The 23,716-nt window shown below is 53.5% G+C and carries 22 protein-coding genes; all 22 read right to left on the bottom strand.

All coding sequences use genetic code 11. The features are described 5' to 3' along the window. Nucleotide 1: 1 nt before the first annotated feature. Nucleotides 2-400, bottom strand: a complete 399-nt coding sequence (locus DOU50_RS18010) for a sugar 3,4-ketoisomerase (protein WP_061714802.1) — start codon at nt 398-400, stop codon at nt 2-4. 6 nt (nt 401-406) lie between these two features. After that, a complete protein-coding gene (gene rfbA, locus DOU50_RS18005) occupies nt 407-1,276 on the bottom strand; it encodes a glucose-1-phosphate thymidylyltransferase RfbA (protein WP_061714801.1) in 870 nt (289 codons plus the stop codon). Beyond that, nucleotides 1,273-2,358, bottom strand: a complete 1,086-nt coding sequence (rfbB, locus tag DOU50_RS18000) for a dTDP-glucose 4,6-dehydratase (RefSeq protein ID WP_061714800.1) — start codon at nt 2,356-2,358, stop codon at nt 1,273-1,275. The genes rfbA and rfbB overlap by 4 nt, the downstream gene beginning before the upstream one ends. A gap of 353 nt (nt 2,359-2,711) precedes the next feature. Beyond that, complete coding sequence (gene galF / locus DOU50_RS17995) at nt 2,712-3,611, bottom strand: GalU regulator GalF (RefSeq protein WP_046092891.1); 900 nt, start codon at nt 3,609-3,611, stop codon at nt 2,712-2,714. 215 nt (nt 3,612-3,826) lie between these two features. After that, nucleotides 3,827-4,822 (bottom strand): NAD-dependent epimerase/dehydratase family protein, encoded by a 996-nt coding sequence (locus DOU50_RS17990; protein WP_061714799.1) that lies wholly within the window; start codon nt 4,820-4,822, stop codon nt 3,827-3,829. 179 nt (nt 4,823-5,001) lie between these two features. Continuing rightward, nucleotides 5,002-6,399: a colanic acid biosynthesis protein WcaM gene (gene wcaM, locus DOU50_RS17985; RefSeq protein ID WP_090419624.1), complete on the bottom strand. Its 1,398-nt coding sequence runs from the start codon at nt 6,397-6,399 to the stop codon at nt 5,002-5,004. A gap of 12 nt (nt 6,400-6,411) precedes the next feature. After that, the gene (gene wcaL / locus DOU50_RS17980; protein ID WP_148769851.1) at nt 6,412-7,632 is read right to left on the bottom strand and encodes a colanic acid biosynthesis glycosyltransferase WcaL; all 1,221 of its coding nucleotides are present in this window, start codon (nt 7,630-7,632) and stop codon (nt 6,412-6,414) included. Continuing rightward, nucleotides 7,629-8,909 (bottom strand): colanic acid biosynthesis pyruvyl transferase WcaK, encoded by a 1,281-nt coding sequence (gene wcaK / locus DOU50_RS17975; protein WP_032658813.1) that lies wholly within the window; start codon nt 8,907-8,909, stop codon nt 7,629-7,631. The genes wcaL and wcaK overlap by 4 nt, the downstream gene beginning before the upstream one ends. A gap of 17 nt (nt 8,910-8,926) precedes the next feature. Continuing rightward, nucleotides 8,927-10,405 carry a colanic acid undecaprenyl disphosphate flippase WzxC gene (wzxC, locus tag DOU50_RS17970; protein ID WP_039025004.1) on the bottom strand — a complete coding sequence of 493 codons (1,479 nt, stop codon included), beginning with the start codon at nt 10,403-10,405 and terminating at the stop codon, nt 8,927-8,929. A gap of 1 nt (nt 10,406) precedes the next feature. Next, on the bottom strand, nt 10,407-11,801 hold the full coding sequence (gene wcaJ / locus DOU50_RS17965) for an undecaprenyl-phosphate glucose phosphotransferase (protein ID WP_032646472.1): 1,395 nt from the start codon (nt 11,799-11,801) through the stop codon (nt 10,407-10,409). Between the two features lie 46 nt (nt 11,802-11,847). Next, a complete protein-coding gene (gene cpsG, locus DOU50_RS17960) occupies nt 11,848-13,218 on the bottom strand; it encodes a colanic acid biosynthesis phosphomannomutase CpsG (protein ID WP_148769850.1) in 1,371 nt (456 codons plus the stop codon). 111 nt (nt 13,219-13,329) lie between these two features. Beyond that, nucleotides 13,330-14,766 (bottom strand): mannose-1-phosphate guanyltransferase, encoded by a 1,437-nt coding sequence (gene cpsB, locus DOU50_RS17955; RefSeq protein WP_024908099.1) that lies wholly within the window; start codon nt 14,764-14,766, stop codon nt 13,330-13,332. 3 nt (nt 14,767-14,769) lie between these two features. After that, the gene (wcaI, locus tag DOU50_RS17950; RefSeq protein ID WP_024908100.1) at nt 14,770-15,993 is read right to left on the bottom strand and encodes a colanic acid biosynthesis fucosyltransferase WcaI; all 1,224 of its coding nucleotides are present in this window, start codon (nt 15,991-15,993) and stop codon (nt 14,770-14,772) included. Then, entirely contained in the window at nt 15,990-16,469 is a 480-nt protein-coding gene (locus DOU50_RS17945) for a GDP-mannose mannosyl hydrolase (protein WP_024908101.1), read from the bottom strand. The genes wcaI and DOU50_RS17945 overlap by 4 nt, the downstream gene beginning before the upstream one ends. A gap of 2 nt (nt 16,470-16,471) precedes the next feature. Beyond that, nucleotides 16,472-17,437 carry a GDP-L-fucose synthase gene (gene fcl / locus DOU50_RS17940; protein WP_024908102.1) on the bottom strand — a complete coding sequence of 322 codons (966 nt, stop codon included), beginning with the start codon at nt 17,435-17,437 and terminating at the stop codon, nt 16,472-16,474. Between the two features lie 2 nt (nt 17,438-17,439). Next, nucleotides 17,440-18,561, bottom strand: coding sequence for a GDP-mannose 4,6-dehydratase (gene gmd / locus DOU50_RS17935; RefSeq protein WP_014884502.1), 1,122 nt, complete (start codon nt 18,559-18,561; stop codon nt 17,440-17,442). 24 nt (nt 18,562-18,585) lie between these two features. Beyond that, the gene (gene wcaF, locus DOU50_RS17930) at nt 18,586-19,134 is read right to left on the bottom strand and encodes a colanic acid biosynthesis acetyltransferase WcaF (protein ID WP_048224018.1); all 549 of its coding nucleotides are present in this window, start codon (nt 19,132-19,134) and stop codon (nt 18,586-18,588) included. A gap of 15 nt (nt 19,135-19,149) precedes the next feature. Next, on the bottom strand, nt 19,150-19,896 hold the full coding sequence (gene wcaE / locus DOU50_RS17925; protein ID WP_024908104.1) for a colanic acid biosynthesis glycosyltransferase WcaE: 747 nt from the start codon (nt 19,894-19,896) through the stop codon (nt 19,150-19,152). A 16-nt stretch (nt 19,897-19,912) separates the two neighbouring features. Then, nucleotides 19,913-21,133, bottom strand: coding sequence for a colanic acid polymerase WcaD (wcaD, locus tag DOU50_RS17920; protein ID WP_024908105.1), 1,221 nt, complete (start codon nt 21,131-21,133; stop codon nt 19,913-19,915). Then, on the bottom strand, nt 21,108-22,325 hold the full coding sequence (gene wcaC, locus DOU50_RS17915) for a colanic acid biosynthesis glycosyltransferase WcaC (protein ID WP_048992951.1): 1,218 nt from the start codon (nt 22,323-22,325) through the stop codon (nt 21,108-21,110). The genes wcaD and wcaC overlap by 26 nt, the downstream gene beginning before the upstream one ends. Continuing rightward, entirely contained in the window at nt 22,322-22,813 is a 492-nt protein-coding gene (gene wcaB / locus DOU50_RS17910; RefSeq protein ID WP_032642828.1) for a colanic acid biosynthesis acetyltransferase WcaB, read from the bottom strand. Before wcaB ends, wcaC begins: the two co-directional genes overlap by 4 nt. Continuing rightward, complete coding sequence (gene wcaA / locus DOU50_RS17905) at nt 22,813-23,655, bottom strand: colanic acid biosynthesis glycosyltransferase WcaA (protein WP_023312403.1); 843 nt, start codon at nt 23,653-23,655, stop codon at nt 22,813-22,815. Before wcaA ends, wcaB begins: the two co-directional genes overlap by 1 nt. Nucleotides 23,656-23,716: the final 61 nt, after the last annotated feature.

Here is a 23,716-nt window from a genome sequence, read left to right as displayed (position 1 = left end):
TTTAATTTTTGAGGTCAGTGATCGCTTTGAAAGAAGCATAGTCTCGAATATAATCACTTTCATCATAATAATCATCGGCCAGAACCATTAAGACACAATCGTCGCTGAAATCATACATTTCATGCCAAACCATGGGTTCGATTATTAATCCAACCGTCGGTGAATCCAAAAGCACATGCTCAACTTGTTTTCCATCATCAAGCAAGAACTTACAAGATCCCTTAACAGGAACAGCTATTTGCGTTAGTTTTTTATGGGCATGAAAGCCTCTTCTGACGCCTGGTGTCGTATCAAACATGTAGTAGACCCGCTTGATATCAAGCGGTATGTCTTTTTCTTGCTCAATAACTACCAATGCACCCCTGTCATCACCTTTTTTGTTTAGCTGAATCAAATTCATTGTATTTTAATGCCCTTTTACTAATTTTAATAAATACTGTCCATAATGGTTTTTTGCTAATTTAGAACCAATAGCCGTAAGGGTCTCATCATTTAACCATCCATTTCGCCAGGCAATCTCTTCTGGACAAGCTACCATCATACCCTGACGTTTTTGAACTGTTTCGACAAAACTTCCGGCCTCAATTAAACTATCATGGGTGCCGGTATCAAGCCATGCAAAACCGCGACCTAACAATTCGACATTTAAATTATTATTGTTAAGGTAAATTTCATTGACTGTTGTTATTTCTAACTCGCCTCTTGCCGACGGTTTTATATTTTTTGCAATATCAATGACGTTATTGTCATAAAAATAGAGTCCCGTCACCGCCCAATTAGACTTAGGCTGAGCTGGTTTTTCCTCTATACTTATTGCCTTGAAATCACTATTAAATTCAACCACACCGAACCGCTGTGGATCCATGACTTGGTAGCCGAAGACTGTTGCCCCACTTATTCTACTACTCGCCAGCTGTAATTTAGGTGTGAATCCTTGTCCGAAGAAAATATTATCGCCTAATACTAAACAGACTGGCTCTTGCCCAATAAAATTCTCACCTATAATGAAGGCCTGTGCCAAACCATCAGGATTTGGTTGAATAGCGTAACTCAAATTAATACCAAATTGACTGCCATCCCCCAAAAGTCTTACAAAACCGCTCTGATCTTCAGGTGTTGTTATTATAAGTATATCTTTGATACCTGCCAGCATTAAAACGGACAAGGGATAATAAATCATTGGTTTATCATAAACGGGAAGAAGTTGTTTAGATACTCCCAAAGTTACAGGATACAGCCTGGTACCAGAGCCACCAGCGAGAATTATACCCTTCATTCATTATCTCCATATTGTTTTGATAACCAAGATGTGTAAGCACCACTTTTCACATTATTGATCCACCCTTGATTATTGAGATACCATTCAACCGTTTTACGAATGCCACTGTAAAAAGTCTCTTGTGGTTTCCAGCCTAATTCTTCAGCTATTTTGTGCGCATCGATTGCATATCTTCTGTCATGGCCTGGGCGATCAGCTACATAACGGATCTGACTGCGGTAAGATGTCCCTTTAGGTACAATTTCATCCAACAGATCGCAAATCGTATGGACCACGTCCAGGTTCTGCTTCTCGTTATGGCCGCCAATGTTGTATGTTTCACCCGGTTTCCCTTGAGTGACAACGGTGTAGAGTGCACGCGCATGATCTTCTACATACAGCCAGTCACGGATTTGATCGCCTTTACCGTAAATTGGCAGAGCTTTACCTTCCAGCGCATTCAGAATAACCAACGGGATCAGTTTTTCCGGGAAATGGTACGGGCCGTAGTTATTCGAACAGTTGGTGACGATAGTCGGGAAACCGTAGGTACGAAGCCAGGCACGCACGAGATGGTCACTGGAGGCTTTCGACGCTGAATACGGGCTGCTTGGTGCATACGCGGTGGTTTCTGTGAAGAGTGGCAGCTCAGTTGATTCCGGATGTTCATCAGGATGCGGTAAATCACCATACACTTCGTCGGTAGAGATGTGATGGAAACGAAACGTTTTCTTCGCCTGCTCATCCAACGTAGACCAGTACGCTCGAGCGGCTTCCAGAAGCACATAGGTGCCGACGATATTGGTTTCGATAAACGCAGCCGGGCCGGTAATTGAACGATCGACGTGACTTTCAGCTGCCAGGTGCATCACCGCATCAGGCTTGTGTTTTGCGAAAATGCGATCCATAGCGTCTTTGTCGCAAATATCTGCATGTTCAAAGGCATAGCGGTCGCTTTCGCTGACTTCACTAAGCGACTCAAGATTACCGGCATAGGTCAGCTTATCCACATTGACGACGTCGTCCTGGGTATTTTTAATAATATGTCGTACAACTGCTGAGCCGATAAAGCCGGCACCGCCCGTCACAAGAATTTTCACGTTATCTGTTCCGTCTGTTGGAAATGTCTGGATACTGACGCTCTGAAACCTGACCATTTAGAAACGTTTCAGAAATTGAGCACGCTACCGCCCCTGGCTTAACAGCTACCAGTGTACTGAGCGGTGTTTGATTAAATGATTTTTCTTGTCTGGATACAGACAAAAACTGGCGTTAATTGTCGTCCTAAACGACCTTAGAAACAAGCACAAATCGCTACAAACCTGCTCAGGCTTGAATCAGATAACTCAATGTTATCATTAGTATTAATAACGAAAAACGGCAGTCATCATTATGGATATGCTTCAACACACCTTAATGATGACTGCCGCTGGTTCAAGCCGTGGCAGGAATATCAGTCGTTATTAGCCAGCAACTTTTCAATACGGCTTCTGAACTTCGCCCCTTCTTTCAGGTTACGCAGCCCATAATTTACAAACGCCTGCATATACCCCATTTTCTTACCGCAGTCATAGCTATCGCCGGTCATCAGCATGGCGTCCACGGACTGCTTCTTCGCTAACTCAGCAATCGCGTCGGTCAGTTGGATGCGGTCCCAGGCGCCTGGCTCGGTTTTTTCAAGTTCCGCCCATATATCTGCGTTCAGAACATAACGGCCAACCGCCATCAGGTCCGAATCAAGCGTCTGTGGCTGATCCGGTTTTTCAATGAACTCGACGATGCGGCTCACCTGCCCTTCCGTCTCAAGCGCTTCTTTCGTCTGAATTACGGAGTACTCAGAGAGATCGCCTTTCATGCGTTTAGCCAGGACCTGGCTACGCCCTGTTTCATTGAAACGTGCCACCATTGCCGCCAGGTTGTAACGTAGCGGATCGGCAGAAGCGTTATCAATGATGATGTCCGGCAGCACAACGATGAACGGGTTATCGCCCACCACTGGACGGGCACACAAAATCGAGTGGCCGAGACCCAGCGGCTGCGCCTGGCGCACGTTCATAATAGTCACGCCTGGAGGACAAATAGACTGAACTTCCGCTAGCAGCTGGCGTTTGACTCGCTGCTCCAGCAACGCTTCGAGTTCGTAAGAGGTGTCGAAGTGGTTTTCAACCGCGTTCTTAGACGAGTGGGTAACCAGGACGATTTCTTTGATCCCTGCAGCAACAATCTCATCGACAATGTACTGAATCATTGGCTTATCGACGATCGGCAGCATCTCTTTTGGAATGGCTTTTGTGGCTGGCAGCATATGCATGCCCAGACCTGCTACCGGAATGACTGCTTTCAAATTGATCATTATCTCTTCCACCTTAAAATGGTTGACGAAGTATAAACCGTGTCAGGAAAAATGCCTGATAAAGAAAGTCTACTGCGTCGAATGCAAATCACGTTTAGTTCAGAACGCTGATTACTTAAGTTCATTACGCTATAAGTGTGACCCAGAATCGTCAAAAACCCTATCAATAAAGAAGCCGTAGAGTCTGTTTCCGACAAATCCCAGATCAGCAGCCGCTATTCAGAAACGAACGTGATGTCATCTTTCTTCTCATGAACGAACTCATACTTCAACGTACGGTCCAGCCCTTGAGATAAGGTATAAGGCGCTTTAAAACCTGATGTGTGTACTTTCGTGGCATCAAATTGAGTGGTGGCACAGAATTTTTTGACACGAACGGAACTGATCGCATACTTTTTACCAGTCACTTTGCTAAGAATATCAAAACAAAAGCCACCAAGCATACCTAAAGGATAAGGGAGATGAACTGATGGGATTTTTTTGCTAAGGCTCTTTTCCACCTCAGCAACCAGCTGATTCATATTCAGATCGGGCTTATCGACATAATTGTATACATCGTAGCCAGGTTTGACGTTGCTCAATCGGAATTTGATAAACTCCACAATATTGCCGACATAAGCCATGGACTTGTAGTTAGTTCCGGCCCCCACCATTGCGAATTTGCCACCCGCAATTTGCTTAAGAAGATTGAAGACATTGCCACGATTGCGTTCACCAAAAATGACCGTTGGACGAACAATTGTCAGAGATCGCTCTTCTGGAGCTTTGTTGAACCATTCACGCAGCACCTCTTCCGCCTGCCACTTACTTTTACCATAGTGGTTAAAAGGATCGTGCGGGTGAGATTCGTCAGGATTGACTTTATTGAGACCATAAACAGCAACTGAGCTGGTAAAAATAATGTTCTTAACATTATTTTTTTCCATCGCTGCCAGTACATTACGTGTACCCTGAACGTTTACATCATAGTAGAGCGACGTTGGGCTGACATCATCACGATGCTCGGCGGCGAGCAATACCACCGTGTCGAAACCGGCAAGCGCCTGATCGAGTTGCTCCTGATTACGTACATCTCCGGAAACAGTAATCTCAGGGTAGAAATGGCTTTGCTGTTTGTCGAAGTTGGTGACATCAAACTCAGCCTTAGAAATCTCGATCAAACGAGTCCCAACGAAGCCGGACGCGCCAATAAACAAAACTTTATCGTTCATAAACCACTCAGTACATTTGTGTTTGGCAAACCTCCGGTAATCTCTGCATTCCCTGAGGTATCGCTAATGATAAGACAGAACTGACGAAAATGTGGCACGGATTATAAACCCTAAAATCGCTGAGTTCAGTAACAAATTTTAGGGGTTACCGCGCACTCAATGAGATATGATGTCAAGACTTACTTCCTGAAGGAAGGAAGCGCAAAGTTCAGCCTTTCCACATTCACCACCTGCTGGTCGACACGGTCAATATCCACCGAGCTTTGCCCCTTCTCATTAACGGCTTTTATGTTCGCCAGCGACAGCAGCGTCTCGTCTTTCGCCATAAATTTACCCCGCACATCCTTGCGCAGGTCGAAGTTGATCTTCAGGGCGGGCCCCACAGCAGCTTCCTGCATCACATTGATGTTGCGTAAAAAAAGATGTTGCGGCTTGTTGTGCAGTTCAAGCGTAGCACGCTGCATATCCACGTTGGTTATCGCCACAAACGAGGTCGCGTTACCGGATGAAATCTGTATTCCGCGCAATTTATAGGCAAGCTGGCGGTTATCGAGGTGAATATTATTGAGCTTGAAGTTCTGCGGGATGGACAAATAATCGCCTTTTATCACCCCATAGCCAATTAACATTCCAGCACTGTTCACCATATCGACATTATCAATAATGAAATTATCACAGCCATAAATGGCCACCGTGGCGTTGTCTATTCCCGCCTTTTTACTGAAGTCGGGAGTAATATTTTTGGCTTTAATATTGCGGATAACAAAATGTTTGCCGTTTTCCACGTGCACCAGCTGGCGACAGTTGCTGCCGGTAATGTTGGCCACCACGAAGTTCTTGACGGTTTGCTTCTCCGGATAGTCATTATCGTAGGTGCTGCCGGCGAGGCCAATGCCGATGCCCCAGTTGATCTTGCCGTTGGTGCAGTTGATGTTGTCGATGACATGATCGGAGATCAGGATATTGCGATCGTTGATGGCGACGTTCCACTCGATCGCATCGCCCTGCAGGTGACTAAATTTGCTGTTGGTGATGCGCGCTCCGTCCACCTGGTTATGGAAACCCTGACGCAGGATGGCGTAGTTGGCCTGACTCACGCTGATGTTATCAATCAGCAAATTGCGCATCACGCTGGGTTTCTTGCCGCCGATGTAGATCTGCGTCACCGGGCCAAACCCGCTCATGGCCAGCCCTTTGATAACGCAATCAGAGCCGCGAACGTCGAGGGTAATGTTCTCCGTGCGGCCCGCACCTTCACCTATCACTTTGCTGCCTTCCTGCAGCACAAAGCGGCCGCGCCCGTTACCGGTTAACGCCCCGCGGATCAGCAGCGTTTTACCGTCGGGAATGAAAATACCCGTGTTGATGTTTTCGCAGGTGAGCCCGGCAGGGACCACAACCGTGTCGCCATCAGTAAATGCCTGCTTAAAGGCGGCGATCCAGTCGTTGTTATTGTACTGATTAACAGAGACCGTTCTTCCGGTTGCCGCCCGCGCAATGCGTGACGACAGCAGCGGCGTGGCCGCCAGAACGGACAGAGAAGAGACAAAGGTGCGTCGGGTAATCTTTTTCAGCATACATCCTCGGCGTTACAACGTTTGCAGCAGGCTCGCTAACTGGCGATTAATCACCTGCTGGTTAAAATCGGTTTCAACTTTTTCTCGGGCATTCTGGAGCACCGGCTCCAGCGCCTGCTGGTCGATGTCGCTGAAGGCAGCTAATCGGTCCGCAAGGGCCATGGCGTTATTCTCCGGCACCAGCCAGCCGGAATGGTCCGACTTAATCAGCTCCGGGATCCCGCTGTGCAGGGTCGATACCACCGGTATACCCACGGCCATCGCCTCCATCAGCGCCACCGGAATGCCTTCCATATCACCATCGGCACCCGTTACGGAGGGCAGCAGGAACACATCTGCCTCGTCGAGCATGGCCTTGACCTCGTGGCTCGGCTTGAAACCGGGCATCTCTACGACATCTTCCAGCTGATACTGTTCGATAAGCGTGCGCAGACGACGCTCCCACGGCCCAATGCCGAGAATGCGGTAGTGGAAATCCACCCCGCGCGCTTTCAGCTGGCGGCAGGCTTCAATCGCCACATGCAGCCCTTTCTTCTCGGTCAGACGCGCGACGGAGATGATCTGCAGCGGTGTTCCCGGCACCTTTACAGGACGACGCGTGAAGCGCGTTAAATCCACGCCCATTCGCGAAACGGCAATTTTCTCTCCCGGACAGCCCATGTTTTTCAGCCGTCCGGCCCACAGGTCGCTGATAGGCAGCATCATGTCGCCGCGTCGGAAAAGCTGCTGGTATTCCGGCGTGTAGTGGTTCAGCACTTCACGGCTTGAGATGTCGATACCGTGGAAGATGGTCGCAATTTTACCGTCAATCACCCCCAGTTCGCGCAGCTTCGCGGCGGTGACGCCCGCCGGGCCAAAGTGAGCGATAAACACGTCGGCACGATACGGCTGCGCCGTTTGCCCGCAGATGGCCGACAGGATCAGATTGCGTGACTCCGCCCCATAGCGGGAAACATTCAGCGCCCGCCACGTCGACGCGCGGTGGATCCCGCGTAATGTCTGGCTGGCCCGGTGGCGCAGCTTGCTCAGCTTCCCGGACGGCTCATCCTGCAGCCAGCGGGTTTTCGCCTCCAGCCCATACTGGGTATACGCCGCATGGGTGTTTTGGGTATCGCCCTTTTGCAGGGCGATAATCTCCACGTCATATCCCATATCGATAAACGCGGTGATTTGGTTCAGAACAAACGTTTCGGACGACAGCGGAAATTTCAGTAAGAAGAAACCAACCTTCATTTCCCCTCCCGTACGCGATCGAGTACCGATTTCACCATCCCAATGCCCTTCTCGCGCTCGGCTTTCACCGCCACCGCCAGACGTTCATTGATAGCAGGCAGTTGGCCGAGCGTGTCCCCCACCATCGCCCCGAGCGATCCATCCAGCAGATGACGAATATCCACCGCCATTTCCGGCATACCGAGCTGCTGCATAATCCCGGCGGACTTGTGCTCATAGTTAATGGCAATGGCCGGCGTGCCGAAGTTCATGGAGATAATGGCGGAGTGCAGACGGGTGCCCACCGTCAGGTCGCAGGCGGAGAGCAGCTTGCCCATCTCCAGGTCGTTCAGTTCATCCATCACCACGTGATAGCGGGACGGGTCGTTCACCAGATTGCGCAGGTTCAGCGCCACCATACGGTCGTCTTTGTTGTAACTGTCGATACCGGTGCAGGTTGAGAGCGCCAGCACCTGGTACCCGCTGTCCAGCACGCGGTTCACCACGTCGGCGAAGGCTTTCTCATACGCCGCCTGCGTCGTGCCTAAACGTTTATCAAAAGGCGCCAGCTCACGCAGGGTTATTGCGACGGTTTTCTGTTTCGCCGCCACGTCGAGCCAGTGCTGCACCGCGTAGCTCGGCTGGAAGCTGTCGTCCTGGTGATCCACCAGCCAGGCGGTGTCCACGCCGTGCTCAACTTTTGAGGTGTCAATTTCGCTGCGCTTCATCATGTCGAGGCTGACCGACTCGCGCAGGATCAGCGCATCGCAGTGGCCAAACACATAGTTCGCCAACTGATTAAACTGCGGATCCTGGAATGGCCCGACGCTGTGGCCGATCATAAACAGCGGCTTTTTCGCCATGAACGTGCACAGCGCATGCTCAAACTGCGGTACGCCGTAGAGATCGACGAAGAATGAACCGCCGACCTGGATAATGGCGTCATAGCCGGACAGCAGGCGAACAAAGTCGGTAAAGCCCTGCGCGATAGCAATGTTGCGCAGCTTGCCGGTATCGGTCACACGGGAGAGCAGCACCTGATGCTGATAGCGACGACGCAGCACTTTCTTCACGCGGCCCATCACGCCCGCGGCGTTGTTATGCTGTTTCATCTGGCTGTAGAGCGGGTCGCCCATCACCGGGCGGTTCAGTAACCAGGATGAGCTGACCGGATAACGGCTCATCACGTCCACTTCGGTCTCAGGCTTAAGGGTGTTAATTGCATCCAGTAAACCGCGCAGGATGGCGCTGTCGCCACGGTTGCCGCAGGTGTGGTTGCCAAGAATTAATAATTTCATAATGGCCTCTTAAATAACTAGCCTGCGCGAAGCAGCGTTTTCATTTTTTCGTTACGGCAAAACTGGCGCTTCATCTCTACCACCAGCGCATTGCGAGAAAGTACGATCATCACGACGAAGGCCAGCGCCCCCGCGGCAACCTGCACCGCCAGCAGCGCGGCCAGCGGCAGATGGCCGCTGAGGATAATGCCCAGGCCGTAGCTCACCGCCAGGGTTGGCAATGAGAGATAGAACGGCAGCCACAGGCTCAGGATGTACTGACGGTAGCTGGAACCCAGCACCGGCTTGATCATGATGAAGTAGCTCAGAACGGTATTGACGATCTGCACCAGCAGGAAGCCCAGCGTCACGCCGATGGCGCCGGCCATATGCCCGCCGACGATAATCGCCGGAATAAACAGGAAGGTTTTGAACACGTTGAACTTAAAGCTGATGTCCACGCGCGCTTTTGCCATCAGCAGGGACCCAATCGGGTTTCCCACGGAGCGCAGCAGCCCCACCACGCACAGCAGCTGCAGGATCGGGATGATGCCGTTCCACTTATCGCCAAATACCAGCGGCACGAAATTGCTGGAAACCACCATCAGCCCCAGCAGCACCGGGAAGTTGATGATCCCCACCACGGAAAGCAGCTTGTAGAAGTTGATGCGCAGCTTCTCTGTGTCGTCCTGAATCTTGGCAAACGCCGGGAACAGCACGCGGGTGATTATTGGGTTCAGCTTCATCGGCGGCACCACCGCGACGTTGTAGGCCAGGTTGTAGCCCCCCGCCACGCTCGCGCCAAGAATACGCGCCAGCACCAGCGTCGACAGGTTGGTATTCACATAGTTGATGATGCTGTCCGCCGTCAGCCACGCGCCAAAGCGCAGGTTGGACGAGACGGACGCAAGAGAGAAATGCAGTCCCGGGCGGTAAATTTTACGCCCAAAGTAGCCGAACAGCAGCGTACGCACGGCAGAGTTCACCAGGTAACCGAGGATGGCGGTCATCGCCAGCGGCCAGAAATGGGCGCTCACGACGGTAAAGGTAAAGCCCGCCAGCACGGCGCTGGTCTCGATCATGCCGATCTTGTTGAACTCCAGCTCTTTCTGCATCAGCGCGCGGAACTGCTGTCCGTGCGGGATCACCACGAAAGCAAACGACAGCGTGCGCATCAGCGGAGCGAGATCCGGGTTGTGCAGCACGCTGGCGATGGTATCGCTCAGCAGAAACACCAGCACAAACACGAAAATCCCCAGCCCCACGTTCAGCCAGTAGAGCGTGGTCAGCTCCAGATGGCTAATCTCTTTGCGCTGGATAATCGAGTTGGCGATACCAAAATCAGACAGCGTATCGGCCAGCGCGATAATCACCAGCGAGACGGTCAGCAGGCCGAACTGGTGATTATCAATAATGCGCGCCAGCACGGTCATTTGCACCAGACCGAGGCCAATGATGACGATGGTCGCCATCGCTGACCACTTCGCCCCGCTGATGGTTTTTTCACGTAAGCTCATCTTAGTACGCCGCTTTGTTCACGAAACCTTTGAAGATGGTCAGAAAAACAATCTTGATATCGAACCAGATACTCCATTCACGGATGTACTCCAGATCGAATTCGATACGTTTTTCCATTTTTTCCAGCGTGTCGGTTTCGCCGCGCCAGCCATTGATCTGCGCCCAACCGGTGATGCCCGGCTTCACCTTATGGCGCAGCATGTAGCCCTCAATCAGCGAGCGATACTGCTCGTTGTGCGCCACCGCGTGCGGACGCGGGCCAACAATCGACATGCCGCCGGTAAAGACGTTGATAAACTGCGGCAGTTCATCCAGCGAGGTGCGGCGCAGGAAGTTCCCCACGCGGGTGACGCGCGGATCGTTCTGCGTTGCCTGGGTCACCACCTTGTCGTTTTCCATCACCTTCATGGAGCGGAATTTCCACACCATAATCGGCTTGCCGTCCATACCGTAGCGGGTCTGGCGGAAGATAACCGGGCCGGGAGAGCTCAGCTTCACCGCCAGCGCAATGCAGCACAGAACAGGCGAAATCAGCAGCAGGATCAGTGAAGAGAGCACGATATCTTCCACGCGCTTCAGCACGCGGTTAATACCCGACAGCGGCGTGTCGTATAGCGGTACCACCGGCACGCCGTTCACCTCTTCAATGCGGGAGTGAAGGATGTTGAAGGTAAACACGTCCGGGATCAGGATCACGGAGCAGGTGGTGTCCGCCAGCTCGCGCATCAGTTGCTTAATGCGGGATTCGTCTCTCATCTGCATGGCAATGTAGACGTTGTGAATTTTGCCGGCTTTCGCGTCTTCAATAAGCTGGTCGTAATTACCCGCCCAGTCCGCAGGGACGCCGCCCGGCTTCGCATCGTGATAGATCCCCACCACTTCAAAACCTAACCACGGCTCTTTGCGAAAGCTGTCGAGCAGTACCTTCCCGACCGGCAGATCGCCCGCCACGGCAACGAAGCGACGGTTATAACCCCGGTTACGCAGCCAGCCCGCACCAAAGCGGATCAGGGAACGGCACACCACCATGCCGACGCTGGTTAACAGATACCAGCAGAGATAGGTGACGAGGCGATTGTCAAAATCATGGCTGAACGCCACCAGGCCTGCGCTGAATATCAGGCTAAGGGTCCAGTTCTGCAGCAGCAGCATCAGTTCGGTAGTCATTTTGACGCCGCGCCACGAGCGGTAGAAATCGGTCATTCCGCCGATCATTTGAAACACGACCAGCGCAATCAGGGCCATCAGCAGATGCATATATAAGAACGGCAGCCCGCTGATCCGACACACCGCCCACAATCCACCGACCATGATGGTGATATCAGAAAAACGCTGCACCATAGAGATTAACGATGCATTCGTTCTCGCTCGTTCGCGTTTTTTTAGATTCGTCATCGTTGTTCCTGTATTCGGTTCCCCCTCCCACCGGGAGGGGCAATTATTACTGATTCAACAGCGCCAGAATGTCCTTCGTTCGGGCTTCCATCAGCGCCGTATCAGCACGGGACTCCACGTTCAGGCGCACCACCGGCTCGGTGTTGGACGAGCGCAGGTTAAAGCGCCACTGCGGGAACGCCATGCTGATGCCGTCCGTACGGTCAATTTCCAGCGCGTGAAGCGCAAAGTGCTGCTCCACGCGGGCAATGGCCTCGGCCGGCTGCGCCAGCTTGCTGTTGATCTCCCCGCTCGCCGGGAACGCCGCCATGCGGTCGCGCACCAGCTCGCCCAACGTCTGCCCCTTCAGGCACAGCAGCTCGGTGACCAGCAGCCACGGGATCATCCCGCTGTCGCAGTAGGCAAAATCACGGAAGTAGTGGTGGGCGCTCATCTCGCCGCCGTAAATGGCGTCTTCTTCGCGCATGCGCTCTTTGATGAAGGCGTGGCCGGTTTTGGACATCACCGGCGTGCCGCCTGCCGCGGACACCACGTCGACGGTATTCCATGACAGGCGCGGGTCATGAATGATTTTCGCCCCGGGGTTTTTCTCAAGGAACGCTTCCGCCAGCAGGCCGACAATGTAGTAGCCCTCGATGAACTGCCCTTTCTCGTCGAACAGGAAGCAGCGGTCGAAGTCACCGTCAAAGGCGATACCCATGTCCGCACCGTGCTCAATCACCGCGTTGCGGGTGTCGTCGCGGCACTCCGGCAGCAGCGGGTTAGGAATACCGTTCGGGAAGTTGCCGTCCGGGGTGTTGTGCACTTTCACGAAGGTCACCGGCACGTTCAGCGCCTTAAAGCGGGCTTCCAGCGCATCCACCACCGGGCCGGCCGCGCCGTTACCGGAGTTGATCACCAGCTTCAGCGGCTTGAGGTTCGCCACGTTGATGTAGCCCAGCAGGTGGTCGATGTACTCTTTCTGCAGGTTGATTTTTTTGTAGCTGCCGCGCTTAGCCTCATTCACCGGCGGGAAGTCATTGGCTTCCGCCAGACGCTGCACGTCGCGCAGGCCGGTGTCGCCGCTGATAGGGCGTGCGCCCTTGCGCACCAGCTTCATGCCGTTGTAGTCCATCGGGTTGTGGCTGGCCGTCACTTCGATACCGCCGTCCACGCCCAGGTGGAAGGTGGCAAAGTAAATCTCTTCGGTGCCGGAAAGACCGATGTCCAGCACGTCCACGCCCGCGTCCTGCAGCCCTTTCGCCAGGGCCAGCTTCAGGGATTCACTGGTCAGGCGCACGTCGCCGCCCAGCACGATGGTCTGCGGTTTTAAGTATTCGCCGTACGCGCGGCCAATGCGCCACGCAATGTCTTCATTCAGCTCTTCGCCCAGCTTGCCGCGAATATCGTAGGCTTTAAAACAGGTTAATTTTTCCATGATGACCCCTTTTTCAGGCAACAGTCGGCCCTGACCACTAAATGGCCAAATTAATTTTTTTGTCATTCGTAGGCCCGGTAAGCGCAGCGCCACCGGGCATAATGCAGAGTGCTACACCCGCCCGTAGCGGTCCTGGAAGCGCACGATATCGTCCTCTTCCAGATACGAGCCGGAACGCACCTCAATTAAGTCGAGAGGAATTTTCCCCGGGTTCTCCAGACAGTGCGTCGCCCCCAGCGGAATATAAATGGACTCGTTTTCACCCAGCAGTTTGACTTCACCGTCGATAGTGACTTTGGCGGTACCCGCCACCACCACCCAGTGCTCGGCGCGGTGATGGTGCATCTGTACCGACAGCCCCTCGCCCGGCTTCACGGTGATGCGTTTCACCTGATAGCGGTCACCGGAATCAATGGAGTCATATTTCCCCCACGGACGGTACACTTCGCGGTGAATATGGTGCTCGTGGCGACCATCCGCCTTAATTTTCTCCACCACTTTTTTAACGTCCTGCACGGCGTTACGGTCGGCAATCAGCACGGCGTCTTTGGTCTGGACAACCACCAGATCTTTCACCCCGACCGTGGTGACCAGGCCGGACTCGGCGTAGACGTAGCTATTTTCCGTTTTGTGGCTAATGACATCGCCGTGATGGACGTTACCCTCCGGGGTATGGGCGCTGATCTCCCACAGGGAGGACCAGGAGCCCACATCGCTCCAGCCCGCATCCATCGGCACCACAACTGCATCTGCCGTGCGCTCCATCACCGCGTAGTCAATGGACTCTTCCGGGCAGGCGAGGAACGCCTCTTCATCCACGCGGATGAAGTCGAGATCCGGGTCCACCACCGCCATCGCTTTCTCGCAGGCGTTCAGAATATCCGGGCGGTATTTGCGCAGCTCTTCCAGATAGCGTCCGGCGCGGAACAGGAACATCCCGCTGTTCCAGTAATACTCACCGCTGGCAACGTAGGCCTGCGCGGTTTCCAGATTCGGTTTTTCGACAAACTGCGCCACGTCAAACGCCACGCTGTCGCCTTCACCCGGCGCCACGCTGCCGCGACGGATGTAGCCGTAGCCGGTTTCCGGCAGATCCGGCACGATGCCGAAGGTCACCAGCTTGCCGCTTTCGGCGTAAGGAATGGCCGCACGGACCGCGTCGCGGAATGCGTCTTCCTGTTGGATAACGTGGTCTGCCGCCAGAACCAGCATCAGCGGGTCACAGTCCGGGCTGCTGCGTTTTGCCGCCAGCGCCGCCAGGGCGATCGCAGGCGCGGTGTTACGACCGGCAGGCTCCAGGATGATGTTTTCAGTAAGTTTGTTCAGCTGGCGCAGCTGCTCGGCAACAATAAAGCGGTGCTGTTCGTTACAAATTACCACCGGGCTTTCACACTCCACGCCGTGCAGACGGTTGACCGTCGTCTGCAGCATGGTGAGATCCCCTTTCAGACAGAGGAACTGTTTTGGATAGAGCACGCGGGACAGCGGCCACAACCGGCTACCAGAGCCACCAGCCATCACAACCGGATACAAAGTGGTTTGACTCATGATTTATCCCCGTATATCTGCAATAAATTGGCTCAGCACGTTCTCTTTCTCGAGCGTGCGTTCGGCATATTCACGTGCCACCGTGTTCACTTTTGGCATGGCAAGTGCCTGCTCAATTCCGGTGACCAGCGCCGGGACCGATTCCGGCTCCACGCACACGGCAATGCCCGGATAGCTGTCACACAGCTGGCCTAATTCTGTTTCGGCTTCTGCCGTAATCACCGCGTTGCCGCCCACTGCCAGAATGTTGGTCAGCTTGGACGGCAGCACCGCATCCGCGGCACCGCGTTTTTGCACCACCAGATGGCAGTCACCCATCTTCAGCAGCGCAGGCAGTGCCTCGTAAGACTGAAGCGGGAAAAATTTCACGTTGGTCAGGCCGCGTTCGCCGACCATTTTTTCCAGCCGCGCTTTTCCACCACCCTGCCCGACAATCACAAACGTCCACGGATGTTGGTTCAGCAGTTGGGCCGCTTCAATCACACTCTCCAGCCCCTGCTTTTCGCCGATGTTGCCTGAGTAAAGAATGATTTTTTGATCTTCAGGCAAGCCAAGCTGCGCGCGCAGCGCCTGAGCGTCTTGCTCAGTCACGTCGCGAAAACGCGCCACTTCGGACCAGTTCGGGAAGAAGATCACCTTTTCCGCCGGGACGCCCTTCTCCTGCGCCTTGTTCATCATCGAGCGCGAAATCGTTGAGACGTAATCCACGTTGTGTAAGCCACTGCGCTCAAACGCGCTGGCGAGCTTAGCCACCTTGCCGCCCTTGCTTTTGCCTGCCATCCCCAGGCCCAGCATGGCGTCAACTTCATAATCCTGAATGTGCAGCAGGGTGCGCGCGCCGGAGAGTTTGCCCAGCAGGCGCATGCCCGGCGTGCAAAACAGCGTTGGCACCACGCCGATGATGCGATCCGGCTTCCAGCGGCGCTGCGCCATCAGCGGGAAGAAACTGCTCAGGGCAAAGCTGCCGAGATGAATCAACCGTTTCAGCGTCGAGGGCTGCTTAGGCACATACAGCGGGCAGCGCCAGACGGTCGCTGCACCCTCTTCGCGACGGTAGCGCCAGCTTGAGTAGCGCTCCCCGACTTTCCATTCCGGGTAGTACGGCGGCGCGGTAATGACCCGCACGTCATGTCCCTGGCTCGCCATCCACTCGACCATCTCGCCGGTGTATTTCCCGATGCCGGTTAGCTCCGGCGAGTAGTTGATTCCGTACACTAAAATTTTCATAAGCCCGGCACTCCGGACTGACGATCGGCCAGGAAATAGGCACGGCTGTTGTCGTGCACATTGTCGCTGGCCAGCAGCGCCTCTGGCGTCTGCCAGCGGTAGTCGTCATGCTGAGAATCAGGCAGACGCAGGTCTGCCTCACTCACCTTCAGGCGGAACCCCAGCACGATGTAGTGCGTGGTGAACCCCGTGCCCGAAAAGTTATCGTCATAGAAGTGCTGCCAGACCCCGTAAAACTGGCCCGCCGCCATCGGCAGCTGCAGGCCCAGTTCCGCCAGAGTGAGACGCTCAAACGCATCGCTCAACGTCTCATCCTTCTGCACGCGCCCGCCGGGTACGAACCAGAAGCCCTGTGCAGGACGGTTGGTTCGTTTCCCCAGCAAGAACTCGCCGCGTTCGTTCTCCACGATCAAATCAATTGAGATGAGCGGAGTGGAACGCACTACCGTGGCAAAATCTTCCTGACTTAAAAACATCGTTACCCCCGGAAGCGGTGCTGGTTTTCCAGGAACCACTGGTAGGTACTGGCCAGTCCCTGCTCCAGTGACACCTCGTGATACCAGCCCAGCTGATGCAGACGGGTCACGTCCAGCAGCTTGCGCGGCGTACCGTCCGGCTTGGTGGCGTCAAACACCACGCGACCTTTGTAACCCACCACCTGCGCGATGGTTTGCGCCAGCTCGCGAATGGTGCAGTCCACGCCGGTACCGACGTTGATATGCGACAGCATCGGCTCGGTGTTCTCCTGCCACACTTCGCGATCCAGCTCCATCACGTGAATGCTGGCGGCAGCCATGTCGTCCACGTGCAGGAATTCACGCATCGGCGTACCGCTGCCCCACACCACCACGTCCGGTGCGTTCTCGGCAGTCGCCTCGTGGAAGCGGCGCAGCAGCGCCGGGATCACGTGCGAGTTGCTCGGGTGGAAATTGTCGTGCGGTCCGTACAGGTTGGTCGGCATCACCGAACGATAGTCGCGGTTGTACTGACGGTTATAGGACTCGCACAGCTTGATCCCGGCAATCTTGGCAATCGCGTACGGCTCGTTGGTTGCTTCAAGCGTGCCCTGCAGCAGCTCGCTTTCGGCGATCGGCTGTTTCGCCATTTTCGGGTAAATACAGGACGAGCCGAGGAACAGCAGCTTGTTCACGTTGTGCAGATGCGCCGCGTGAATGATGTTGCTCTCGATCATCATGTTCTCGTAGATGAAATCCGCCGGGTAAGTGTTGTTGGCAACAATGCCGCCCACCTTCGCCGCCGCCAGATACACCTGGTCAATGCGTTCGTTAGCAAAGAAGTCCTGTACCGCACGGCTGTCGAGCAGGTTCAGCTCGTCGCGGGTGCGGACAATCACTTCTACGTCACCGCGCTGCTCGAGCTGGCGCACAATCGCGGAACCCACCATTCCGCGATGACCGGCGACAAAAATACGTTGTTTTGTCATTCTCAGGACTCCAGCGCGATGGCAACCTCGTAGCCATGAGACTTGAGCAGGGAGTGTTTTTTCGCTGCTTCAAGATCTTTGGCTACCATCTCGGAAACCATCTCCTGCAGAGTGATTTCTGGTTTCCAGCCCAGCTTCTCGTGCGCTTTGGTTGGGTCGCCCAGCAGGGTTTCTACTTCAGCAGGACGGAAGTAGCGCGGGTCAACCTGCACAATCACGTCGCCTGGCTTCACGCCCGGTGCGTCGTGGCCGGTCACGGACACAACGATACCTTTCTCTTCCACGCCGGTACCTTCAAAGCGCAGTTTGATGCCCAGCTGTGCCGCGGCCATTTCAACGAACTGACGTACGGAGTACTGCACGCCGGTCGCAATTACGAAGTCTTCTGGCTGTTCCTGCTGCAGCATCATCCACTGCATTTTCACGTAGTCTTTGGCATGGCCCCAGTCACGCAGGGAATCCATGTTGCCGAGGTGCAGGCAAGACTCCAGACCCTGCGCGATGTTGGCGATAGCGCGGGTGATTTTGCGGGTCACGAAGGTTTCGCCACGACGTGGAGATTCGTGGTTGAACAGGATGCCGTTACAGGCGTACATGCCATAGGATTCACGGTAGTTCACGGTGATCCAGTAGGCGTACAGTTTTGCAACCGCATACGGAGAGCGCGGGTAGAACGGCGTGGTCTCTTTCTGTGGGATTTCCTGCACCAGACCGTACAGCTCAGAGGTGGATGCCTGGTAGAAGCGAGTTTTCTTCTCAAGGCCGAGGAAGCGGATCGCTTCCAGCAGACGCAGCGTACCCATGGCATCAACGTCAGCGGTGTATTCCGGGGACTCGAAGGAGACCGCTACGTGGCTCATCGCGCCCAGGTTGTACACTTCATCCGGCTGCACTTCCTGCAGGATACGGGTCAGGTTGGAGGTATCGGTCAGGTCGCCGTAGTGCAGGTGGAATTTCGGGTTCGCCGCGTGAGGATCCTGATAGATATGATCCACACGTTCGGTGTTGAAAGAAGACGCACGACGTTTAATACCGTGCACTTCATAACCTTTTTCCAGCAGGAACTCTGCCAGGTAAGAACCATCCTGCCCGGTAACGCCGGTGATGAGAGCGACTTTAGACATGTTTATATTCCTCTACTTATGAATTTAATCAGTTTCAACGCGTTCGCGTATCACCACTGCGGGGTTGCCACGGCAAACTTTATTTGCCGGTAGCGATTTAAAAACGCTGCTGCGGGCACCGACTACCGTGCCATCGCCAACAGAAACACCCGGTGCAACAAAAACATCCGTTGCCAGCCAGCATTTTTCGCCAATCACAATAGGCGAAGCGGTAATATCAAAATGCTGACTCATAAAATCGTGGCTGCCGGTGCACAAATAACATTTCTGTGAAACCACCGAATTTGCGCCAATCGTAATCTCGCCCAGGGTATATAACACCGCGTCATCCCCTACCCAGGCGTAATCCCCAAGCGTTAATTTCCACGGATAGGTAATTTTTACCGAAGGTCTGATGACTACGTTTTTTCCTATTTTTGCGCCAAACAGGCGCAATAAAAATGCTCGCCAGCGGTACAGTATTTGTGGAGACCAGGCAAATAAGGTGGCCTGAACGGCCCACCACAGCTGCACTTTAATACCGCCCGCGCCCCGAAAACCTTTCGGTACGGAGAAACCTTTCAGATCCTGCATTACGTTTCCTTATATTCAGGCTTTGTTATATAAGGCTTTCGTTTTACCCGTGGTGCGCACGCGTAATAAATAAGACAATTCCGCCCAGAATGCCGGCACGCGTAATATTTTACGCTGTACGTTTTTGGCATCCTGGCACAATTCCAGATTATTAGACGTTGACACGCCGCCCATTGAGAATTCAGATACCAGCCCTTTAATTCGACGGAACGGGTAACCTGATTTGTACAGGCTGGCAGCCAGTGCATAATCGGAAGACACTTTATACTGCAAATCGTAAGGCTGTTTTTTCAGACCTTTTACCGGGAAGAAAATAGCCTGATGGCTGGCCGGTAAGCTGTGATAGATATACCAGCCTGGCTTCGCGCTACGGCACACTTTATGTCCGTCGCCAAAATCGAGCAGTGCATCGCCAATATACATGGCATCCTCTTTCTGGCGCGCCAGCTGACGGGCAAACAGCGCCACGTCATCATGGAAAATGTCGCCCGAATTCAGGAAGATGGCATAACGGCCTTGTGCCATGTTGATGCCTTTATTCATCGCATCGTAGATGCCTTTATCTTTCTCGCTGATGTAGCGTAAGTTGAACTCACCGTTGAGTTTTTCCAGAAACTCCGCCGTGCCATCGTTCGAGCCGCCGTCGACCACAATCCACTCAAAGGTGAGGCTTGGATCGCGCGCCAGGTTGCGCAGCGAGCGCCAGGTTTTTACCACCCCTTCGTAATTACGAAATGCGACAGTAATGACGCTAAGAAACATAAATCACCTCATTTCGTCATACGTTCGTAATATTAAGCGCCTTGCGCAGAATAAACGGACAGACAATCAAGAAAGCATATTCCGGGCTAAATATTGACCCGGTAAAAAACAGCGACACCGGAGTAAAAAGATAAAGCTGAACGCGAAAGTTCTGGTTATCACCAAACGCGTTAATCATCATTTTGAAAACTTTAAACAGATACCACAGGGTCAACAGTACGGCGAACCACGAAAAATAAATAATTAACAGATACAGACCATTGTCTATGGTTTTACCGACATCCGCACCGTTAAAGATTCCGAATGATGCAACATATTCGTAAAGTGAGCCGAATCTTACTACCCCATCAATATGGGTTAATGAATAACCCACCATCACCAGTGGTCCAATGATGCGATAATAGGACGAAGACCCTTCCGTTCCCAAATCACCCAGACGTTCTGAGATGTACGGGAAGGCAAATATCACGCCTACCATAAATACCGTCAGAGAGATAATCGCCAGCGGCAGTTTTTTCTTAATCGCATCTTTGTTCAGGTACTGGAACGCCCACTCCAGCAGGTAAAACAGGATAAATGTCATTACCCCTGAGAACGATCCAGACAGAACAATTCCTGCAAGAATCATAGCATCGGTCTTAGGCGTTTTGATACCAAACTGTTTGATGCTGAGCCAAATTGAGATTAACGCCAGAGCGAAAAACGCCGGTTCAAAATAGAGGGCTGTAGTACGCTTCCCGCCAAACTTGATGAAGTTCAATACATAGCTGTTACTGTAAATGAGATATTTCGAAATTATCTCCATCAGGCTGCTGCCACCGGTCAGAATAATTTGCGCCATCTCCAGTGCGGCAAGCATAACAATTAACGCAACGGCAATATAAAAGAACCTAAGGATTTTCCGATAATTGTGCGGAGAAATAGTTTTAAACCGAATACTCCAGACCATACCGATAATAATGACGATATAAACAAACAGCATGGTTGACGTGACGTATTTACTGGCATCCAGCGACTGGCCAAAGATGTAGTTAAACAGCGTCAGTCCCGTGCCCAGCCCTAAGGCAATCATCAGCTTCTTCAGGTTGATTTTATCGACATACAGCAGAAGCAGAACGGGCAAGAAGGTCACGATGGTTATCGGGAAGCTTTCGCCGAGCTGGGCAATTTTGACGTTGACCAGCAGGTAGATCAGCGGCAGCAGCAGATAACTACAGACTCTGATAGAACGAGACATATTCCTCCAGCATCTGTTGTCCACTGTAGGCCTTGCGGCTGCGGTTGCGGAACGATTCCAGGTCAGTGCCAAAAACGATCTCAGCAATCTGCGCCTTCGGCAGTTGTACCAGGGGCAGGACCTCCTGCTCCGTGAAGGTTTTCCCGCCGGATTTTTCCAGCACTTCACGCGCCGCATCGCTGTGGGTGGCAATCACCGGCACGCCGATTGAGAGCGCTTCGCAGAGGATCAGCGGGTAGTTATCCACGCGGGAGCTGAACACCAGCGCGTCCATTTCATTCAGCGCGCTCATCAGCTTGCGCTTGTCGGTCTCAAACCCGTGGTTCACCACGTTGGCCCCTTCGAACGGTGAAAACTTGCCGAAGGTATGAAGCTCTATCTTGTCCCCCAGCGCCATCATATCGCGCACCAGCTGCTGGTTGGTTTTACCGTCGTAGCGCAGGTCATGCGCTACGATAGCGATTTTCGGTTTACCTGCGGTTTCCGCCACCGGGGTCAGCTCCGCAAGAATGGCTTCCGTCGCCACGTCGATGCCGTTGTTGATAATCTGACAGCGCCCTGCCCCGTACAGGCTGTTGAAGGCATCTGCCACGTGCTGGCTTGGAGAGATAAACGTACAGCCGAGCGAGAGCATGTCGCGGAACAGCTGACGCTTTCCGGCCACCAGCTGATGCGCGCGATCCACCTTCACCGGCGGATAGTTGCTTAACGTCGGGCACTTCTGGCAGTTATCTTTCCAGCCTTCGCAACCGTCGGTAAACGCGCAGCGCCCGGTTACGCTCCAGTGATCGTGCAGCGTCCAGACAAAGCGGGTGTCGGGCTTGTGGGCCTGCACCTTCTGACAAAACGCCACCACCTCTTCCAGATTCAGCCAGTAGCTGTGCAGTACGTGAAAATGCAGCACAACCGGGCCCGTGGTGCGGGTCACCGTGCGGTAAAGATTGTTCAGGTTGCCAAACAGATCGCGGTTAAACAGGCGGAACAGCGCGATGTTGGCAATCGAGGTCAGACGCGGCGTGTGCTTGTGCACCTGCGGGAAGTTATCGTGGCTGACGCTTTTCTTGCCGCCTTTGCCGTAGCCATAAATAAAACGCGACTGAAGTCCTTTTTGCAGCGCGCGCTGGTGCAGATCCAGGGCCACGCCTGCCGCTCCGCCTTCTGCGAGGCGTACGTTAAATTGCAGAATGTTCATTTAATCACCTTCACGCGGGCTTTTTCTCCCACCACCAGCGCGTTATCCGGAATGCTGTCCAGCACCACGCTGCCAGCACCAATCGTGACGTTATTACCAATCGTGATGTCACCAACGATCACCACGTTCGCCCCCAGCTCGACGTTATTGCCGATGACCGGGCAGGCCAGGCTGTCAGGCCCACGGTTGCCAATGGTGACCGCATGACGAATGGTGAAATCATCCCCGGCGACCACGAACTTGTTGATCACCACCGCATAGCCGTGGTGGATGGTAAAGCGGCGGCCAATGGTGGCAGCGGCCTGGATTTCATAGCCAAAAAAGCATTCGGTGATGATGCGATACAGCACCAGCACGGGTGCCGCCCAGATGTTGTTCAGGACGTTTTTCTTACGCCACACCGAGCAAAAGTGCGCGATGCGGTACGCCAGAACCATGCAGCACGGACGCAGGCTCCAGCTGTTAGCGCGGCAATCTTCCAGAAACATTATTTCCCCCGAAGCCCGTCAGCCAGGCGCTTGCCGTTACGCACGGAAAGCAGCGTCAGCAGCGTGCGCCAGTTCATGCGCTTATTGCGGATCTGATAGAGGGTAAAGAGCTGATATTTGCGGCTGGCACGGTCAAACTTGTCCTTGTGCTTGCGGTAAAAATGGAAGTAGCCGGAGAACTTTTTCGGCGAGGAGGTGATTTGCATCTCCCCGTGGTTGATGTGCAGGATCTGCGTGGCCTCTTCCACTTTCCACGGTTCACCGTATTCCACCACCATGCGCAGGAAGATATCGTAATCCTGCGCGGCCTTGAGTTCGGTATCGAACAGGCACTCTTTGAAACGCCACGCCCAGGTGAAAACCTGGTTACCAATAATGTTGCGCTTGTAGAACAGGCGGCGAGAGTACGGTGATTTCGGATATAGCGGCAGACTGGCGGGCTGCGAGTAAACTTCGCCCTGGCAGACATAGTCGTTGGCATACAGAAAAGCGTGCGTAACCAGCTGTTCTTTATGCGACAGGAAGATAGACAGACGGTTCGGCGTCCATTCGTCATCGTCGTCGATACCGGTCAGATACTGCCCTTTGGCCTGCATAATCGCCTGATTACGCACCGCACATGCGCCGGAGTTAATGGCGTTATGCGTATAGACCACCCGCGGGTCGTTGAGGTCAGTCACAAACTTTTGCAGCTGTTCATACGAGGAAGAGCAGTCATCAACGATGATCAGCTCCCAGTTATCGTAATCCTGACGTAACACCGACTTGATTGCGCGGATCGCCAGCTGCTGACGATTCCATGTCGGCATATAGATTGAAACTAAAGGGCGTTGTGTGGTCATTTTTTCCCCTCACCCCGGCCCTCTCCCCAAAGGGGAGAGGGTGAAAGGCAGCCAGTGGTTA

The organism is Enterobacter sp. C6 (assembly GCF_008122455.1).
GTDB classification, from domain to species: domain Bacteria; phylum Pseudomonadota; class Gammaproteobacteria; order Enterobacterales; family Enterobacteriaceae; genus Enterobacter; species Enterobacter pseudoroggenkampii.
The sequence above is the reverse complement of the archived record's forward strand: the minus strand, read 5'-3'. Positions and strand labels throughout refer to the sequence as shown.

Bases quoted from the DNA above. Each gene is read 5' to 3' on its own strand.
- DOU50_RS18010 (WP_061714802.1), bottom strand. From the start codon at position 400: ATGAATTTGATTCAGCTAAACAAAAAAGGTGATGACAGGGGTGCATTG.
- wcaB (WP_032642828.1), bottom strand. From the start codon at position 22,813: ATGTTTCTGGAAGATTGCCGCGCTAACAGCTGGAGCCTGCGTCCGTGC.
- wcaD (WP_024908105.1), bottom strand. From the start codon at position 21,133: ATGTCTCGTTCTATCAGAGTCTGTAGTTATCTGCTGCTGCCGCTGATC.
- rfbA (WP_061714801.1), bottom strand. From the start codon at position 1,276: ATGAAGGGTATAATTCTCGCTGGTGGCTCTGGTACCAGGCTGTATCCT.
- galF (WP_046092891.1), bottom strand. From the start codon at position 3,611: ATGATCAATTTGAAAGCAGTCATTCCGGTAGCAGGTCTGGGCATGCAT.
- wcaF (WP_048224018.1), bottom strand. From the start codon at position 19,134: ATGCAGGATCTGAAAGGTTTCTCCGTACCGAAAGGTTTTCGGGGCGCG.
- wcaE (WP_024908104.1), bottom strand. From the start codon at position 19,896: ATGTTTCTTAGCGTCATTACTGTCGCATTTCGTAATTACGAAGGGGTG.
- wcaL (WP_148769851.1), bottom strand. From the start codon at position 7,632: ATGAAGGTTGGTTTCTTCTTACTGAAATTTCCGCTGTCGTCCGAAACG.
- gmd (WP_014884502.1), bottom strand. From the start codon at position 18,561: ATGTCTAAAGTCGCTCTCATCACCGGCGTTACCGGGCAGGATGGTTCT.
- wzxC (WP_039025004.1), bottom strand. From the start codon at position 10,405: ATGAGCTTACGTGAAAAAACCATCAGCGGGGCGAAGTGGTCAGCGATG.
- cpsB (WP_024908099.1), bottom strand. From the start codon at position 14,766: ATGAGTCAAACCACTTTGTATCCGGTTGTGATGGCTGGTGGCTCTGGT.
- wcaI (WP_024908100.1), bottom strand. From the start codon at position 15,993: ATGAAAATTTTAGTGTACGGAATCAACTACTCGCCGGAGCTAACCGGC.
- DOU50_RS17945 (WP_024908101.1), bottom strand. From the start codon at position 16,469: ATGTTTTTAAGTCAGGAAGATTTTGCCACGGTAGTGCGTTCCACTCCG.
- wcaM (WP_090419624.1), bottom strand. From the start codon at position 6,399: ATGCTGAAAAAGATTACCCGACGCACCTTTGTCTCTTCTCTGTCCGTT.
- wcaA (WP_023312403.1), bottom strand. From the start codon at position 23,655: ATGACCACACAACGCCCTTTAGTTTCAATCTATATGCCGACATGGAAT.
- fcl (WP_024908102.1), bottom strand. From the start codon at position 17,437: ATGACAAAACAACGTATTTTTGTCGCCGGTCATCGCGGAATGGTGGGT.
- wcaJ (WP_032646472.1), bottom strand. From the start codon at position 11,801: ATGACGAATCTAAAAAAACGCGAACGAGCGAGAACGAATGCATCGTTA.
- DOU50_RS17990 (WP_061714799.1), bottom strand. From the start codon at position 4,822: ATGAACGATAAAGTTTTGTTTATTGGCGCGTCCGGCTTCGTTGGGACT.
- wcaK (WP_032658813.1), bottom strand. From the start codon at position 8,909: ATGAAATTATTAATTCTTGGCAACCACACCTGCGGCAACCGTGGCGAC.
- wcaC (WP_048992951.1), bottom strand. From the start codon at position 22,325: ATGAACATTCTGCAATTTAACGTACGCCTCGCAGAAGGCGGAGCGGCA.
- cpsG (WP_148769850.1), bottom strand. From the start codon at position 13,218: ATGGAAAAATTAACCTGTTTTAAAGCCTACGATATTCGCGGCAAGCTG.